Annotated in this window: 15 protein-coding genes; 9 read left to right on the plus strand and 6 right to left on the minus strand. The window is 66.9% G+C overall.

The annotated features are described in order from the left end of the window. Positions 1 to 111: 111 nt before the first annotated feature. Positions 112 to 1,149 (minus strand): helix-turn-helix domain-containing protein, encoded by a 1,038-nt coding sequence (locus tag ACZLZY_RS00565; protein WP_472931452.1) that lies wholly within the window; start codon positions 1,147 to 1,149, stop codon positions 112 to 114. Between the two features lie 149 nt (positions 1,150 to 1,298). Here ACZLZY_RS00565 and ACZLZY_RS00570 point away from each other — a divergent pair, with 149 nt between their 5' ends. Further along, positions 1,299 to 2,345 (plus strand): alpha/beta hydrolase family protein, encoded by a 1,047-nt coding sequence (locus ACZLZY_RS00570; RefSeq protein WP_472931453.1) that lies wholly within the window; start codon positions 1,299 to 1,301, stop codon positions 2,343 to 2,345. A gap of 50 nt (positions 2,346 to 2,395) precedes the next feature. Here ACZLZY_RS00570 and ACZLZY_RS00575 read toward each other — a convergent pair whose 3' ends face one another. Next, the gene (locus tag ACZLZY_RS00575; RefSeq protein WP_472931455.1) at positions 2,396 to 3,286 is read right to left on the minus strand and encodes an SDR family oxidoreductase; all 891 of its coding nucleotides are present in this window, start codon (positions 3,284 to 3,286) and stop codon (positions 2,396 to 2,398) included. 100 nt (positions 3,287 to 3,386) lie between these two features. Here ACZLZY_RS00575 and ACZLZY_RS00580 point away from each other — a divergent pair, with 100 nt between their 5' ends. Next, positions 3,387 to 4,229, plus strand: coding sequence for a helix-turn-helix transcriptional regulator (locus tag ACZLZY_RS00580; protein ID WP_472931456.1), 843 nt, complete (start codon positions 3,387 to 3,389; stop codon positions 4,227 to 4,229). Positions 4,230 to 4,295: 66 nt separating this feature from the next. Here ACZLZY_RS00580 and ACZLZY_RS00585 read toward each other — a convergent pair whose 3' ends face one another. Continuing rightward, positions 4,296 to 5,177: a uracil-DNA glycosylase gene (locus ACZLZY_RS00585; RefSeq protein ID WP_472931457.1), complete on the minus strand. Its 882-nt coding sequence runs from the start codon at positions 5,175 to 5,177 to the stop codon at positions 4,296 to 4,298. 390 nt (positions 5,178 to 5,567) lie between these two features. Between ACZLZY_RS00585 and ACZLZY_RS00590 the strand changes: the two genes are divergently transcribed. The 4 genes from ACZLZY_RS00590 (at position 5,568) to ACZLZY_RS00605 (ending at position 8,531) form a co-directional block, all read left to right on the plus strand. Continuing rightward, positions 5,568 to 7,220 carry an electron transfer flavoprotein-ubiquinone oxidoreductase gene (locus ACZLZY_RS00590; protein WP_472931458.1) on the plus strand — a complete coding sequence of 551 codons (1,653 nt, stop codon included), beginning with the start codon at positions 5,568 to 5,570 and terminating at the stop codon, positions 7,218 to 7,220. Positions 7,221 to 7,283: 63 nt separating this feature from the next. Continuing rightward, complete coding sequence (locus ACZLZY_RS00595; RefSeq protein ID WP_472931459.1) at positions 7,284 to 7,697, plus strand: hypothetical protein; 414 nt, start codon at positions 7,284 to 7,286, stop codon at positions 7,695 to 7,697. Further along, positions 7,676 to 8,068 (plus strand): hypothetical protein, encoded by a 393-nt coding sequence (locus ACZLZY_RS00600; RefSeq protein ID WP_472931460.1) that lies wholly within the window; start codon positions 7,676 to 7,678, stop codon positions 8,066 to 8,068. The genes ACZLZY_RS00595 and ACZLZY_RS00600 overlap by 22 nt, the downstream gene beginning before the upstream one ends. A 73-nt stretch (positions 8,069 to 8,141) precedes the next feature. Then, the gene (locus ACZLZY_RS00605) at positions 8,142 to 8,531 is read left to right on the plus strand and encodes a lysozyme inhibitor LprI family protein (protein WP_472931461.1); all 390 of its coding nucleotides are present in this window, start codon (positions 8,142 to 8,144) and stop codon (positions 8,529 to 8,531) included. 30 nt (positions 8,532 to 8,561) lie between these two features. Here ACZLZY_RS00605 and ACZLZY_RS00610 read toward each other — a convergent pair whose 3' ends face one another. After that, complete coding sequence (locus ACZLZY_RS00610; RefSeq protein ID WP_472931462.1) at positions 8,562 to 9,557, minus strand: endonuclease/exonuclease/phosphatase family protein; 996 nt, start codon at positions 9,555 to 9,557, stop codon at positions 8,562 to 8,564. 8 nt (positions 9,558 to 9,565) lie between these two features. Next, positions 9,566 to 11,068, minus strand: coding sequence for an AMP nucleosidase (locus tag ACZLZY_RS00615; RefSeq protein WP_472931463.1), 1,503 nt, complete (start codon positions 11,066 to 11,068; stop codon positions 9,566 to 9,568). A 259-nt stretch (positions 11,069 to 11,327) separates the two neighbouring features. On the opposite strand from ACZLZY_RS00615, the gene ACZLZY_RS00620 reads away from it, so the two are divergent. The 3 genes from ACZLZY_RS00620 (at position 11,328) to ACZLZY_RS00630 (ending at position 13,938) form a co-directional block, all read left to right on the plus strand. Then, positions 11,328 to 12,029, plus strand: a complete 702-nt coding sequence (locus tag ACZLZY_RS00620; protein ID WP_472931464.1) for a glutathione S-transferase family protein — start codon at positions 11,328 to 11,330, stop codon at positions 12,027 to 12,029. Between the two features lie 233 nt (positions 12,030 to 12,262). After that, on the plus strand, positions 12,263 to 12,730 hold the full coding sequence (locus ACZLZY_RS00625) for a putative pterin-binding protein (RefSeq protein ID WP_472931465.1): 468 nt from the start codon (positions 12,263 to 12,265) through the stop codon (positions 12,728 to 12,730). Between the two features lie 11 nt (positions 12,731 to 12,741). After that, a complete protein-coding gene (locus tag ACZLZY_RS00630; protein WP_472931466.1) occupies positions 12,742 to 13,938 on the plus strand; it encodes a diguanylate cyclase domain-containing protein in 1,197 nt (398 codons plus the stop codon). A gap of 40 nt (positions 13,939 to 13,978) precedes the next feature. Here ACZLZY_RS00630 and ACZLZY_RS00635 read toward each other — a convergent pair whose 3' ends face one another. Next, positions 13,979 to 15,541 (minus strand): adenylate/guanylate cyclase domain-containing protein, encoded by a 1,563-nt coding sequence (locus ACZLZY_RS00635; RefSeq protein ID WP_472931467.1) that lies wholly within the window; start codon positions 15,539 to 15,541, stop codon positions 13,979 to 13,981. Between the last annotated feature and the right edge of the window lie 159 nt (positions 15,542 to 15,700).

The following is a 15,700-nucleotide window of genomic DNA, read 5'->3' on the forward strand; positions in this document are numbered from 1 at the left end:
AAGAGGTTCGCCGCCTCATCGACAGGCAGGATTGCGACTCCGGGTCGACCGCGAACCGACATCGCGGCCGGAAAGCTTCTTCGCGGGCGCAGCAAACCGGGCGGTCGTTCCCTAGCGCATGGCCGGTGATTTGGACAGCACCGTGTCAGCGGGCTCGGCCAAACTTCGCCAGGCGCTCGGGCTGGTGCCGGCGACCCGGCGGAATTCGCGGTTGAAGTTGGACTTGGTGAGGAATCCGACGTCGAGCATGATCTCAGTGACCGAGCGGTCCGTGCTGACCAGCATCCGGCAGGCCTCGGCGATGCGGAATTCATTGACGTATTGCGAGACGTTTCGGCCCGTCGCCCGGTTGATCGCGCCGGAAATGCGGCGCGCGGGAATGCCGGCCCGGCGGGCCAGCCGATCGAGGCTAAGCTCGGGATCGCGAAACAGCCGGCGTTCAACCATCATCGCCTCGACCCTCGCAAGGACCGCGGCGTCTTCGCCCGCGTCGATGGACGGCGTTTCAGGCGAGGTCGTGACGGTTTCTGCCTGGGGCTGGCTGCGGCCGCCCACCAGCCCCGCAAAGCCGATGGCGATCAGGCCGCCGAGATTGGCGATGGCGACGATCAAAGCTGCATGCGCGCCGCTGGACCATTCGAGGTCGATTGCCACGAGGAGGTCGGTGACGGCCGACGCCACCAAGGCACCGGCGGCCAGCAGCATGGCCCGATGGGCCGGGGCGGCACCCTCGAGCCGCGCCTGGCCGAGCCCGTCGGGCCCGGCGCGGGCAAGCTGCAGCAAGCTGCCGGCGTAGAAAAGAAAGATCAGGACCAGGGCTGCGTCGATCGCCGCGCGCCAGAACAGCACGAGCAGCGCGACGAACAGGGGCGGCAGGGCGTGCAGCCAGAGTTGTGGACCTTCCTGCCGCGACAGGCCGCCGAAACTGGCATAGACCAAGGCCGGGCCCGCGGCAGCGGTGACCGGCAGGATCGGCCGCACCCAGTCGATGCCATAACCCCAGCGCAGGCCGAGCAGCACCGATTGCAGGATGCAGGCTGCAATCAGGGCCAGAAAGACCGGCCGGCTGCCGTTCTCCTGCCGCACGAGCTCGCCGAGCAGCAGCGCCAGCAGGATGGCAATGACGAAAGGCAGCGGTATCGAGGGCATGACCAGCGTCTGCGAGGAATAGGCGCTGCCACATTGGCCTGTTTCGCGATCCAGGACGACCTCGAACCGGTTTCAGGTCGCGGGATTTCCTGTCGCTGGCCATCATTTCCCGAGGGATCGGGCTTGGCCGATCAGGGATCGATGGCACAATGAGGATCTTCGAAACGTCTCTCGCCTTTCTGGCAGGCTGCTTTCTCGCGATGATGGCGATGACCGCGACCTCGAATGCTGCTGGCTTTCAATGGGCGGAGGCGGCCGATCCGGGCGACAGCCCGTTGGCGCTCGGCATCTGGTATCCGAGCGCTGCACCAGTGCCCGCGGTGCCGAACACGCCGTTCCGCCAGGCGTTGGCGATCGACGCTCCGGTCGCCGGTGAGAACCTGCCGGTCGTGGTGATCTCGCATGGCTATGGCGGCTGGCTCGGTGGCCACGCCGATACGGCGAAGGTGCTGGCCGAAGCGGGCTACGTCGTCGTCGCGATGACCCATACCGGCAACAACTACAAGGACAACGCCGCGCCGGCTTCGCGCTGGATGATCGATCGGCCGCGCCACGTCGCCCGCACCGTCGACTTCATGCTGCGGGACTGGAAGGGCCGGGGGCATCTCGATGCCCGGCGCATCGGTCTGTTTGGTTTCTCCGCCGGCGGTTACACTGCACTTGTCTCCGTCGGCGGCGCTCCCGACATTGCCGGCGTGCCGGACTACTGCAACGCGCACCCTGCTGACTATGTCTGCGTCAGCGGGATCCTTGGCGACATCGCGAAGATCGGCGCACCGAAGATGTCAGCATCCGCCTTCGTAAACGAGCCGCGGATCAGGGCGGCGGTGATCGCGGCACCGGGCCTTGGCTTTGCCTTTACCGCGGATGGGCTGAAAGAGGTGCGGGTGCCGATCCAACTCTGGTCGGGCGAGAAGGACGATCGCGTGTCGACGGCCGAAAACGCCGCCCACGTGCGCGACGCCTTGCCGGTGGAGCCGGAGTTCCACGCGGTGCGTGGCGCGGGACATTTTACCTTCATGGCGCCGTGCAAGCCGGAACTTCAGACGCTGGAGCCCGCGGTCTGGGCGGAAATCTGCACGGACGGGGACGGGTTCGACCGCGCCTTGTTCAAGCAGCATTTCAACACGGCGGTCGTCGCTTTCTTTGGCCGGGCGATGCCGGCAGCCTCTGCCGTCAGCAGCGCGAGTCGCTGACGGCACCCTGGATGACAGGCGGCGCCGTCCGCTCCTTCTCCGCACTTGGCTCAGGTCGCGTAGTCAATCGCCGCAAGGTCGGCGAGAAGCCCGGGACCCGCGGGCTGCCAGCAGAGCGTTGTCCGGGTCTGCGCACTCGAGGCGGCAAGGTCTGCGCTGGCGAACCGCGCCAGCCAGCCGAAATGCGCGTCGGCTTCGTCAGCTGAAAGCGAGACGGTCGGCACGCCGAGACCCGCGCCGATGGCACCGGCGATCTCGCGCAGCGAAATGCCTTCCTCGGCGACGGCGTGATAGCGCGCGCCGGGCTCGCCGCGCTCGAACGCCAGCCGGTATAGGCGGGCGACGTCGAGGACATGGCCGGCCGACATCCGGTTGGTGCCGTCGCCGAGATAAGCCGACATGCCCTTCTGGCGGGCGAGCGCGATGAAGGCGGTGACGAGGCCTTGCTTCACCGTATTGTGGACCTGCGGAAGCCGCACCACGGAGACGTTGACGCCGGCCGCCAGCATAGAGGCGCCTGCGCGCTCCGAGGCGGTGCGCGGGTTCGGGTGGTCCGGGTCAAAACGGTCCTCCGTCGCCAGCTGCCCCGGCGCGCCGTTGCCCATGCCGGTGCTCGACGTGATGACCAGCGGACGCTCAGATCCGCCGAGCGCCGCGCCGAGGGCCGAGATCGCCCGGCGATCCTTTTCGCAATTGGCGGCGAAGTTCGTGAAGTCGTGGTCGAAGGCGGTGTGGATGACGCCGTCCGCTTGTGCGGCGCCGCTGCGCAGGCTCTCGAGGTCCTCGATGTCTCCGCGGTGGACTGTTGCGCCGGCCGCCTCGAGCGACGCCGCGCCGGCATCCGACCGCGTGAGGCCGAGCACCGCGTGGCCGGCTCCGAGGAGTTCGGGAATGATGGCGGAGCCGATGAAGCCGGTCGCGCCGGTGAGGAAGATTTGCATGGTCGGGGTCTCCGAATTTTCTGGGACCCTCGGAATGGGCTAACTCTTCATCCTGTTAAAGTGGTGACCTTATAATGGTATAATGACTGACGGGATCGCGATGGCTGCTCTGTCCGACAATCTCCTCGGCGCCTATCTCCGCGACCGCCGGGCGCGTCTCGACCCCGCGTCTTTTGGTTTTACCGGGCGACGGCGCACGCCCGGCCTGCGGCGCGAGGAGGTGGCGCAGCGCGCCAATATCAGTGCCACGTGGTACACCTGGCTGGAGCAAGGGCGCGGCGGCGCGCCCTCGGCCGACGTCCTCAACCGCATCGCCGGCGGGCTGATGCTGACCGAGACGGAGAGAGAACATCTCTTCATGCTGGCGCTCGGGCGCCCACCGGAGCGCCGCTATCACCCGGCATCCTCGGTGACGCCAAGGCTGCAGCGGCTGCTGGATTCGCTCGAGGCCAGCCCGGCTCTGGTCAAGACCGCGACCTGGGAGGTCGTCGCCTGGAACCGCGCCGCCGCGGTGGTGCTGACGGATTACGGCGCGCTGCCGCCGGGCGAGCGCAACATCCTGCGCCGGGTCTTCTGCGACCCCAAGGTGCGGGCCGCGCAGCACGACTGGGATGCCCTCGCGCGGTTCGTGGTGGGTGCGTTCCGCGCTGATGCCGCGCGGGCTGGGGCGGTGTCGGAGGTGGCCGATCTCGTCGACGAGCTTTGCCGGGTCAGCCCCGAGTTCGCCGCACTGTGGCGCGAGCACGACGTCCACGCCGAGGGGGAGGGGCTGAAGCGGCTGAACCATCCCGTCCTCGGTGCGATCGAGCTTGAATTCTCCGCCTTCGCTGTCGACGGGCGACCGGACCTCGGGATGATCGTCTACAACCCGGTGTCGCCATCCGTCGCAGCCGAGATCCGCGCGCTGACTGGCCGGCCGCAAGGCGTCGGCACCGACGCCTGAACCGGGGTCCCGCCGCTTATCGGCCGATGCCGCGCTGGTGCAGATTCGCACCCGGCGGAACGATTCTCAGCCTGCCGGCGCCATCAACTCGTCGAGCCGCGCTTTCACGGCCTGAAGATCGCGCCAGGCGAGCTTTTTCTGGTTCGGGTGCTTCAGCAGGTAGGTCGGGCTCAGCATGGGCAGAGCAGGGATCGATTCGTTGCAGTCCACGCCGAAACTGTAGGTCTGCCACTGGCCGCGCAGGCGCAGGAAGCTTTCGTCGAGGTTGAGGATCGCCTTGGCGGCATAGGGGCCGAAGCAGACGACGAGTTTCGGCTGCACGAGTTCGATCTGGCGGGCGATGAAGGGCTGGCAGATCTGCGTCTCGATCGGGGTCGGCGGGCGGTTGCCGGCCGGCCGCCACGGCACGGCATTGGCCAGCCGGACATCCTCGCGCGTGAGGCCGATCGCCTGGAGCATCCGGGTCAGTAGCTGACCGGACTTGCCGACGAAGGGCTCGCCGGCGACATCCTCGTCGCGGTCCGGCGCCTCGCCGATGAGCATGATGTCGGCATCCTCGCGGCCGCTGCCGAAGACCAGCGAGCGGGCGGTGAGGCGCAGGTTGCAGCCCTGGAAACCCGCCAGGGCCGCTTCCAGTTCGGCCAGCGTCGCGGCGGAGGTGGCGCGCGCATGCGCGTCGGCGATGGCGATCTCGTCGGGGACAGCGATGCCGGCGGCGGGAAAGCTCTCGATCGGTGTCGGTCGCGGCGGCGGCGCGACCCGTTCTGCCGGTGCCGACGCAGCGCCTTTACCCGTGGCGGCCGCCTCGGCCGAACCCTGGCGCCGGCCGGAGCGGGCGGCGAGTTCCGCCTCGGTCTCGGCGAAGCGGTCGCGGGGCGTATCCAGCATCACCGTGTCGATGCCGGCAGCCGCGTACCAGTCGAGAAGGGCGGCCGCGGCGGCACGCATCTGGGCAGGGGTTCCGCTCGGCATCATGCGATCGTCTTAGCGCAAGCCGGGCCGACGGCAAAGCGCGACCGGCTGCGACCGGCGGCAAAAGCGCAAAGGGACGGCGGTGCCTTTATGCGCGCGTGGGACGACGGGGCGGGGCGAGCCGAGCGCCCCGGCGGTTGGCGGCGCGACGTCGGGGGTGCGAAAACGCTGATGGGGCCTCGCTTTGGGCAATTTTCGAGCTATTCTAAATGCGGCATCGGATGGAGCAGGAAACGCCGCCTCTCCCGGGCGACCGATGCATAGTCCGCCCCGCGCGGCACCACTTGCACAGCCTCGACCGACGGCCCGGACCCTCGCCCCCACCGGCGGGACCGGACGATTTTGCCGAATGACGATGGAGACGACATGAGCGAGACCCCCGAGCGCGAAAGCATGGAATTCGACGTGGTGATCGTCGGCGCAGGGCCGGCAGGGCTCGCCGCGGCGATCCGGCTGAAACAGCTCGATCCCGAGCGGACGGTCGTCGTCCTCGAAAAGGCGGCCGAGGTCGGCGCCCACATCCTATCCGGCTGCGTGCTTGATCCCTCGACGCTCGACGTCCTCCTGCCGGAATGGCGCGAGGAGGAGACGCCGATCCGCCAGGCGGTGACCGAGGACCGCTTCTACTTCTACGGCGCGCAAGGCGGGATGCGGCTGCCCAATGTGCTGATGCCGAAGCTCATGGACAACCACGGCAACTTCGTCGTCTCGCTCGGCCTCGTCTGCAAGTGGCTGGCGGAGAAGGCCGAGGCGCTCGGCGTCGAGATCTATCCCGGATTTGCCGCGACGGAGATCCTCTACGACGAGTCCAATGCGGTGATCGGCGTCGCGACCGGCGACATGGGCATCGAGAAGTCGGGCGAGCCCGGCCCGATGCACCAGCGCGGCATGGCGCTGCTCGGGAAATACGTCTTCATCGGCGAGGGCGTGCGCGGCTCGCTCGCCAAGGAGCTGATCCGCACCTATGGCCTCGCCGAGGGCCGCGAGCCGCAGAAGTTCGGCCTTGGCATCAAGGAGCTGTGGGAGATCGATCCGGCGAAGGCCAGGCCGGGTCTCGTGCAGCACTCGTTCGGCTGGCCGCTCGACATGAAGACCGGCGGTGGCTCGTTCCTGTACCACCTTGAAAACAACCAGGTGTATGTCGGCTTCGTCGTCCACCTCAACTACAAGAACCCGTACCTGTCGCCCTTCGACGAGTTCCAGCGCTACAAGACGCATCCCGACATCGCGGCGCTGCTCGAGGGCGGCAAGCGCATCGCCTATGGCGCCCGCGCCATTACCGAGGGCGGCTGGCAGTCGGTGCCGAAGCTGGTCTTCCCCGGCGGCGCGCTGATCGGCTGCTCGGCTGGCTTCGTCAACGTGCCGCGGATCAAGGGCGTCCACAACGCCATCGCCTCGGGCATGCAGGCGGCGGAAGCGGCGCAAGGCGCGATCGCCTCGGGCCGCGCGCACGACCGGCTGTCGGACTACGAGGCCGGCTGGCGGACATCCTCGATCGGCCGCGACCTGAAGCGCGTGCGCAACGTCAAGCCGCTCTGGTCGAAATTCGGCACGGCCATCGGCGTCGCGCTCGGCGGCGTCGACATGTGGGCCAACCAGCTGTTTGGCGTCTCGCTGTTCGGAACGATGAAGCACGGCAAGCCGGACTACGCCTCGACCGAGCCCGCGGCCGAGCATACGCCGATCGACTATCCCCGCCCGGACGGCAAGCTGACCTTCGACAAGCTGTCCTCGGTGTTCCTGTCGAACACCAACCACGAGGAAGACCAGCCCGTGCATCTTCAGGTGAAGGACATGGCGATGCAGAAGACCTCGGAGCACGACGTCTATGCCGGGCTGTCGCAGCGCTACTGCCCGGCCGGCGTCTACGAGTGGGTCGAGGCCGAAGGCGAGCCGCGCTACGTGATCAACGCGCAGAACTGCGTGCACTGCAAGACCTGCGACATCAAGGATCCCAACCAGAACATCAACTGGGTGCCGCCGCAGGGCGGCGAAGGGCCGGTCTACCAGACGATGTGACGGCGTGGCCGGCTCCGCCATCGCGGCTTGCCGGCCCCACCGACACGGGTGAGGATGGCGTCCATGCGCCGTCCCGACCAGCAGATGCTGGCCAAGGCCAAGATCGACGATGCCCGGCTGCTGGTCGCGCACCACCGCGCGGGCAACGCCTACTATCTGGCAGGCTATGCGGTGGAACTCGGGCTGAAGGCCTGCATCGCCCGGCAGGTGCTGGCGGAGGTGATTCCGGACCGGCGGTTTTTGAGCACGGTGTACGACCACGATCTCGAACGCCTCGTGGTCGCCGCCGATCTCGCCGACAGGTTTGCGGAACGACGGCGCAGCGATCCCCCGTTTGCCGCCAGTTGGGTCATCGTGCGAGGATGGAGCCCGACAAGCCGCTACCAGGATGCGACGATCGAGCAGGCGCGAGAGATGGTGCTGGCCGTTGGCGACCCGGAGAGGGGAGTGCTGAAATGGATACAGATCTTCTGGTGAGAAAGGGTCACCAGCTTCTCGATGTCCTCGACCGCGACGGCGTCAATCCGCGTGCGGCCCTCTGGGTCTATGACGACACCTACGATCGCTGGACGCTCTGGCTCGTGCCGTCCGAGGACGGGCCGATCGACCGTTTCGCTTTCTACGTGCGGATGTGGGAAGTGTTTCGTGCGCATCCGGAACTCGGCATGACGGAAGGCGATGTCCGCGCCATCGAGGCCGACCATCCCGCCATCGTCGAATTCGGCCGACGGTACGATCTGCAGGGCCATGCCAGTCGCAGCTTTAGCCATACGATGCTGGGCGATGTCTTCGCCGCCAAGGGGATCATCCTGAGAATGGCGATGCAGGCACATTCCGACGCTGCCTGACGCCGCACCTTTGTCTGTCCGCGAGCCTGAAATGCCCCCGCCCGCCGGGGTTTGCCGAAACCCGGAGATCCTTATGCGCCTGTTCCTGCCTCTTCTCCTCCTGCCCCTCCTCGCCGCGCCGGCTCTGGCGGATGACAAATACGACGCCTGCGTCGGCGATGCCGATGCGACGATGGCGGACATGGGCGAATGCGGCGGGGCCTGGGTGGACCGGGAGGACGCCCGTCTCAACGTCGCCTGGAAGAAGCTGATGGCGGGGATCGCCGAGGACAGCAAGCCTGCGCTGCTGGACGAACAGCGGGCATGGCTCGCCTACCGCGACGCGTCCTGCCTCGTCTATCTCGACGATGCCGAATATGGCCAGAACGGCCGCTATCTCTCCTATCCCGGCTGCCGCGCCGCAATCATCAAGCAGCGGACCGAGGCGCTGAAGGCGGTTCTGGAGGCCATCGAGCCGCAATAGCGGGCCGGCCGGCTGGCCAGCGCAAGCCGATTACCGCGCGACGGTCTGCACTTTCGGCTCTTCCGGATTGGCGAAGGGCAGAGTGAAGGTCAGGAGCACCGGCAGGTGGTCCGAAGTGGTCGCTTCCGGGCGTTCGATCTTCAAGATCTCGATCCCGGCCGATGTCAGGATGTTGTCGATCGGCAGGCCGATGAAGCGGGCGAAGACCGGCGGCAGGAAGTTGACGAACCAGGTCGGTCCGATGCCCGCGACGATCCGGGTTCCGCTGTTGGCCGCCATGGTGCGCACCGCGGCGCTCCAGGGCGCGGCGTTGAAGTCGCCGGCGATCACCAGGGGGTCGCCGAGCTTTGCCAGCGTCGGGGCCAGCCGCGCCACCTGGATCCACTGCCGCCCGGGGGACGGCCAGCGCAGGTGCTGGGATCCGACGATCACCTGCAGCCCGTTGAAGTCGACGCGCTTGGCCGTGAAGCCGCTGGTGGGATCGCAGACCCCGACATCGCCCTCGGCGAACGGCCGGCGCGACAGGATCGCGACGTCGCTCGAGCCGTCGGAATGGTTGCAGTAGAACTGGTAGGGATAACGCCCTGCAATGGCGTCGAAGACAGGCCGCCAGCCGTCGAAGACCTCCTGCACGGTGATCACGTCGGGCGAGAGCTTGCCGATCAGCCGCAGCGCCGCAGGCTTGTCCGGGGCGTCGAAGCGCAGGTTCATCTGCAGGAGTGTGTAGCGCGGGGTGCCGGCGGCGGCGGCCATGGTCGGCGGCGGCAGCATGTAGGGCAGGACGGTGGCGATACCCAGCAAAGCGGCGACGGCCGAGGCCAGCGCTGCCGCGTACAGCCGCGACCACACCAGGACGATGGCGACAAGAAACAGCAGGATTGCGGCATGCGCCCGGAAGTGCGCTGCGGTGTCGAACAGATGCACGCGGTCGCCGAAGAAGCCGGCGAGCAAGCCGAAACCGAGGCCGATGGCCGCGAACAAAGCGACGCCGCCGGCGATCTGCCGGCGCTGTGACAGGGGGGACATGCGGGCGCCTACTGGAACGCGGTTTCGAAGAAGGAGCGCAGCTTGCGCGAATGCAGGCGTTCGGGCGGCATGTCCGCCAGCTTCTCCATGGTTCGGATGCCGATGCGCAGGTGCTGGGCGATCTGCCGCTTGTAGAAGTCGGTCGCCATGCCCGGCAGTTTCAACTCGCCGTGCAACGGCTTGTCGGAGACGCAGAGCAGCGTGCCGTAGGGCACGCGGAAGCGGAAGCCGTTGGCGGCGATCGTCGCCGACTCCATGTCGAGCGCGATCGCCCTTGACCGGGAAAGCCGCTCGACCGGCTCCTTCTGGTCGCGAAGCTCCCAGTTGCGGTTGTCGATGGTGGCGACCGTGCCGGTGCGCATGATCTTCTTCAACTCGTAGCCCTCGAGGCCGGTGATCTCCTCGACCGCCTCCTCCAGCGCGACCTGAACCTCGGCGAGCGGCGGGATCGGCACCCAGACCGGCAGGTCTGCGTCGAGCACGTGGTCCTCGCGGACATAGGCATGCGCCAGGACGTAGTCGCCGAGCGCCTGGGAGTTGCGCAGGCCAGCGCAGTGGCCGAGCATCAGCCAGGCATGCGGGCGCAGCACGGCGATGTGGTCGGTGATCGTCTTGGCGTTGGACGGACCGACGCCGATGTTGACCATGGTGATCCCGGCACCGCCCTCGCGCATCAGGTGATAGGCCGGCATCTGCGGCAGCCGCAGCGGTGCCATGCCGGTTTCCGGCGCATCATGGCCGGGGAGGGTCCGGATGTTGCCGGGCTCGATGAAGCCGGTGTAGCCGCCACCGCCACGGCCCATCAGCTCGCGCGCCAGCATGCAGAACTCGTCGATGTAGAACTGGTAGTTGGTGAACAGCACGTAGTTCTGAAAATGCTTCGGGCTGGTGGCGGTGTAGTGCGCCAGGCGGTGCAGCGAGTAGTCGACGCGCTGGGCGGTGAAGGGCGCGAGCGGCATCGGCTCGCCCGGGCTCGGCTCGAAATTGCCGTTGACGATGCGGTCGTCGGTCGAGGCGAGATCGGGCACGTCGAAGATGTCGCGCAGCGGCTTGTCGAGCTTCTCGGCCGAGGCGCCGTCGACATAGGAGCCTTCGGGAAAGGCGAAGTGCAGCGGCATCGGGGTGCCGGAGTCGCCCACCGAGACCGGGACCCCGTGATTGCGGATGAGGAGGCCGATCTGCTCGGTGAGATAGGTCTCGAAGAGGTCGGGCCGGGTGATGCTGGCGGCATAGCTGCCGGGGCCGGGGACATGGCCGAAAGAGAGGCGGCTGTCGACGCGGGCGTGGCTGTCGGTGACCAGCGAGACCTGCGGGTAATAGGCCCGGAAACGTCGCGTGGTATCGCCGCTCGCCAGCACTTCTTCAAAGCTCTCGCAGAGAAACGAGACGGCGCGCTGGTAGAGCCGCTGCAACTCGGCGACGGCGGCTGCCGGGTCCTCGAAGACCTGCATGGGCGCGGCCGGCGGCGTGGCGAGGATCGGGGCGGGGCGGGCGGTGAAGAACTTGGTCATGCCCTATCTCTAATCGCCGGGGGAAGCTGGCGGAAGCCGAGACGTCAAATATGCGCCGGAACGATGGCGGAGGCCTGCTTTACTCGCCTCCGCACATGAAGCGTCGATGACGCCGCTCGGTATGCGGCGGGCGCAAACCGCGCGGACCAGCCGAGAGCATCGGCATGACGGTCGAACGGTCCGTTCAGGCTGCAGCGATTGCGCCGCACAACAGCCGCCCTAGCTTAGCCCCATCTGCCATCCGCAAGAGGAAGCTGACATGACCACCCAGACCCAGCCCATCGAGCTGCACTACTGGCCGACCCCGAACGGCTGGAAGGTCTCGATCATGCTCGAGGAACTCGGCGTCCCCTACGAGATGCACTACGTCAACATCGGCAAGGGCGAGCAGTTCGAGCCGGACTTTCTGAAGATCGCCCCGAACAACCGCATGCCCGCGATCGTCGATCCGGAAGGCCCGGGCGGCGCGCCGATCTCCGTCTTCGAGTCCGGCGCCATCCTGCAGTATCTCGGTCGCAAGTTCGGCCAGTTCTATCCGACCGATGAGCGCGCACGTGTCGCGACGGACGAATGGCTGTTCTGGCAGGTCGGCGGCCTCGGCCCGATGGCCGGCCAGGCGCATCACTTCCGACAGTACGCGCCCGAGAAGATCGCCTACGGCATCGACCGCTACACCAACGAGGTACATCGGCTCTACGGCGTGATGAACAAGCGCCTCGGCGCGGTGGAATATCTCGCCGGCGACTATTCGATCGCCGACATGGCCTCGATCGGCTGGATCGTCCCGCACGAGAACCAGGGGCAGACCCTCGAAGAGTTCCCGAACCTCAAGCGCTGGTTCGAGGCCGTGAAGGCGCGTCCCGCCGTCGAGAAGGGCCTCGCCATCGGCGCGGAGCACCGCAAGAACATAGCCAATGACGCCGATGCGCAGAAGGTGCTGTTCGGACAACGCGCGAAATAGAACTATTTGGCGTCTCGTGAAGCTTGATTAGACAGGATAGCTTACGATCAGGCTCAGGCTTGGTACGATCGCTACCCTGTTCTTGGGTGCGACGCGGAATATTGCTTCGCGGCGCACCCTCGGCAAATACTTCTTAAAGCAAACTTAGGTATCTCGGCCCATTGTGAACCCAACGGAAAGCCGGGGTGATCATGGTCAGGTTTGCGAGAGGTCTTCTACTATGGGTCGCTGCCTTGGCGTTTTTGCCGGCGGCGTCGGCTGGTGAACTGTCGGTGCCGAAAGGCGAGGTCATCCTCACCGTCGGGGGAAAGATCGAGAATCACAACGGGGAGGGCCAGGCCCGTTTCGACCTGGCCTCGCTCGAAGCGCTGGATGCGACCGAGATCGTCACCACGACCCCGTGGACCGAGGGCGAGCAGACCTTTGTCGGCGTCGATCTGCAGAAGCTGATGAAGGCGGTAGGCGCCAAGGGAGATACGCTCCTCGTCACGGCGCTGAACGACTATCAGGTCAGCGTGCCGATCTCCGATTTCACCAACTACCGCCCGATCCTGGCCTACCGGCGCAACGGCGCCCCGATGCCGGTCAGCGACAAGGGCCCGCTTTTCATCGTCTACCCCTATGACAGCGCTTCGAACCTGCGGAGCGACGTCTTTTACACGCGCTCGGTCTGGCAGGTCGCCAGCTTCATCGTCGAGTAAACATCGGCGGCATGCGACAGCTCAAGACCCTTCTTCTGGTGCTGGTGGCGGTCACGATCGCCGCCTTCGCCTATGTGTCGCTGATCATCGAGCGCCAGCATCTGGCCATCGCGCAGATCTCCAACAACAACACCGTCTTCATCGGCAGCCAGTCGGTGGCCGAGCTGCTGCGGTTTCGCGGCCAGTTGCGGGACTATGCGTCGACTCCGACGGATGCCTCCGACCAGCAAATCCGCCTGCGCTTCGACATCCTACTGAACCGGCTGGCGACGGTGTCCAACGGCGAATTCGGCGCCTTCATGCGGGCCTCGCCCCGGCGCGACCTGCTGCTCGGATCCTACGCCGAGGCGATCGCGGAGGTCGGCGGCGTGATGGCGGAAGGGTTGTCGCCGGTCTCGGCCACCCGGATGAGCGACATGCTGGCATTCTACGAGCGCCCGCTGATGGGCCTTGCCTCCGAGGCCAACCAATACGGCGCGCAGAAGGCGGCCGACGGGCAGCGCGACCTGCTCCGCCTGCAGGAAGCGTCGGTCTACATCACCCTCGCCCTTGTCGCCCTCGGCGCGCTGCTCCTCTCGATGGTCCTGCGGGCGAATGGGCTCCTGGCCAAGGCGCACGACGCGCGCCAGCTCCTGATGGAAGAACTGCGGGCGACCTCCGACAGGCTGACGCTGCGCAACCAGCAACTCGACCGCATGGCGCATTTCGATCCGCTGACGGGTCTTGCCAACCGGGCGCTGTTTGCGACTGAACTGACCCGGCAGATCGAACAGGTGCGTGGCGAGGGGCAAAGCTTCGCGCTGCTGCTGCTCGACCTCGACGGCTTCAAGGACATCAACGATACGCTCGGCCACTACGCCGGGGACGAGCTGCTCCGCCAGGTCGCCGATCGCATCCGAGCGCTGGCCCCGGCCGATGCCTTCTGCGCCCGGCTGGGCGGCGACGAGTTTGCTGTCCTCTGCAGCGACGCGCAGGAAGTCGGGTCGAGCGCTGCGCTGCTGGCCAGCACGATCGTCCGCGAGATCGCGCTGTCTTTTCTGATCGAAGGCACGGCCGCTGAGATCGGCGTCAGCATCGGCTTTGTCGGCTGCGACCGGGACAGCCTGGAGGGGCCCGACGATCTCATTCGGCATGCCGACGACGCGCTCTACGACGCCAAGCGCCGGGGCAAAGGGCGTTTCGAGCGGGCAGAGCGCCGGGCGGCCTGAGGATCGGACCGACCGCCGGCAAGCCCGCCACCGCGTTCCTTCAGGCCGGCGCAGCCTGCCGGCTTCTGAGCGCCCCGACCGCGCCGGCAAGGACAGTCTCGAGCCGCGTGATTTCGCTCTCGCTCAGGCGATCGATGTCGATGAAGATGCGGGCGCCGTCGCTAAACTCGTCGATGACGCCGTTGGCGCTGGTGCTGGCGGCGGCGTCGTGGATGTTGTCGACGGCATAGGGGATGACGGGCCGGCTGATGCCCTTCAGGCTGATCGCCGCCAGCGGATGGGCGCGCACCCCGTCCTCGACCAGCGCGAAGGTCTCATAGCTCATCACGATGCCGCCGGGCTCGGCGATCTGCTCGAGCCGCGCGGCAAGGTTCGCCTCGGCGCCGATGATCGTATAGTCCATCCGGTCGACGCTGCCGAAATTGCCGACATTGCAGTAGCCGGTGTTGATGCCCATCCGCGCCTGGAAAGGCTTCTCGATGCCGCGGCGGCGCCATTCGGTGTTGAGCTGCACCATGCGCCGCTGCATGGCGATCGCCATGGCGACGCAGGCCTTGGCGTCCTCGGCCGCGCCGCGCGTTTCCGGATCGCCGAAGAAGGCGAGGATCGCGTCGCCGATGAACTTGTCCAGCGTTGCCCCATGCTCCAGCGCGATCGCCGACATCTCGGTGAAATACTCGTTCAGCAACCGCGTCAGTTCCTCCGGCTGCAATCGCTCGGAGGTGACGGTGAAGTCCTTGATGTCGGAGAAGAAGATGGTGAGCTTCTTGCGCTCGGTCGAGATCACCACGTCGCGCTCGCCGCTGAAGATGCTCTTGTAGACCTGCGGCGACAGGTATTTCGAGATCTTCAGCGAGATCGAGGCGAGGAAGGAGTTGGTTTCCTCGAGATCGGCATTCATCCGGCGAAACGCGTGCGCCTGTCGCCATTGCTGGGCGGCGAAGACGACGCCGAACAGCGCGGCGCCCGTGAAGTAGGCGAAGAGGTGCTTGAACGAGAAGAGGTTCGCCGCGATCGGCTGTTCGATCGAGACCTCCTGGATGCCGCGGACGTCGCCGACCTTCCAGTCCTGCTTCGGGCTCTCGGGATGGACGTTGTGGCAGGCGACGCAGGCCTCGGCCATGACCACGGGCGCGGCGAGGCGGATGCGCCGGTCGAAGATGGAGCCGGTGACCTCGGTGATCACCGGCCGGCTCTCCTGCGGCTCGGCCCGGAACGCCGCCAGCGCGCCGCGCTCGAAACCGTCGAGGACATGCGGCTCGCGGCTGGCGAAGACGAGATCGGAGACGAAGCGGTAGCCGATGTTCTCGCCGCGCTTGCCGATGACGTCGCCAAGCTCGAGCGACAGCGTCGCGGGGATGGGAATGGCGCCGGGAATGTCGGCGTAGTTGTGGGCCGTGACCGTCTTGCCGTCGAAGGCCAGGATGCGGCCGACGACGTTCTTGCTGTAGTAGCCGCGAATGTCGGTGATGATGGCGTTGAGGCTGGTCGCCTGCGAGCGCAGCGCGACGTCGGAGAGATGGCTGAGGTCGAGCCAGACCGCCACTGGCAGCAGCGCGAGGGCAAGGACGACGACGAGTGCGAACCAGATCGGCCGGGCCAACGGCACCTCTCCCTCTCGACCAGCAAAATCCCGACCAGCAGACTCTCGAGCCGCAAGGCGCGGCCTAATCGGCACGGCGTCACGCCGCCCGCGAGACCCACAGCGGGACGCAGCGCCCTTCCGGCCGAGGCTAGCACGGGACATTGCTGCTGCCAGTGG

This window comes from Mesocryomonas lacus (assembly GCF_055730135.2).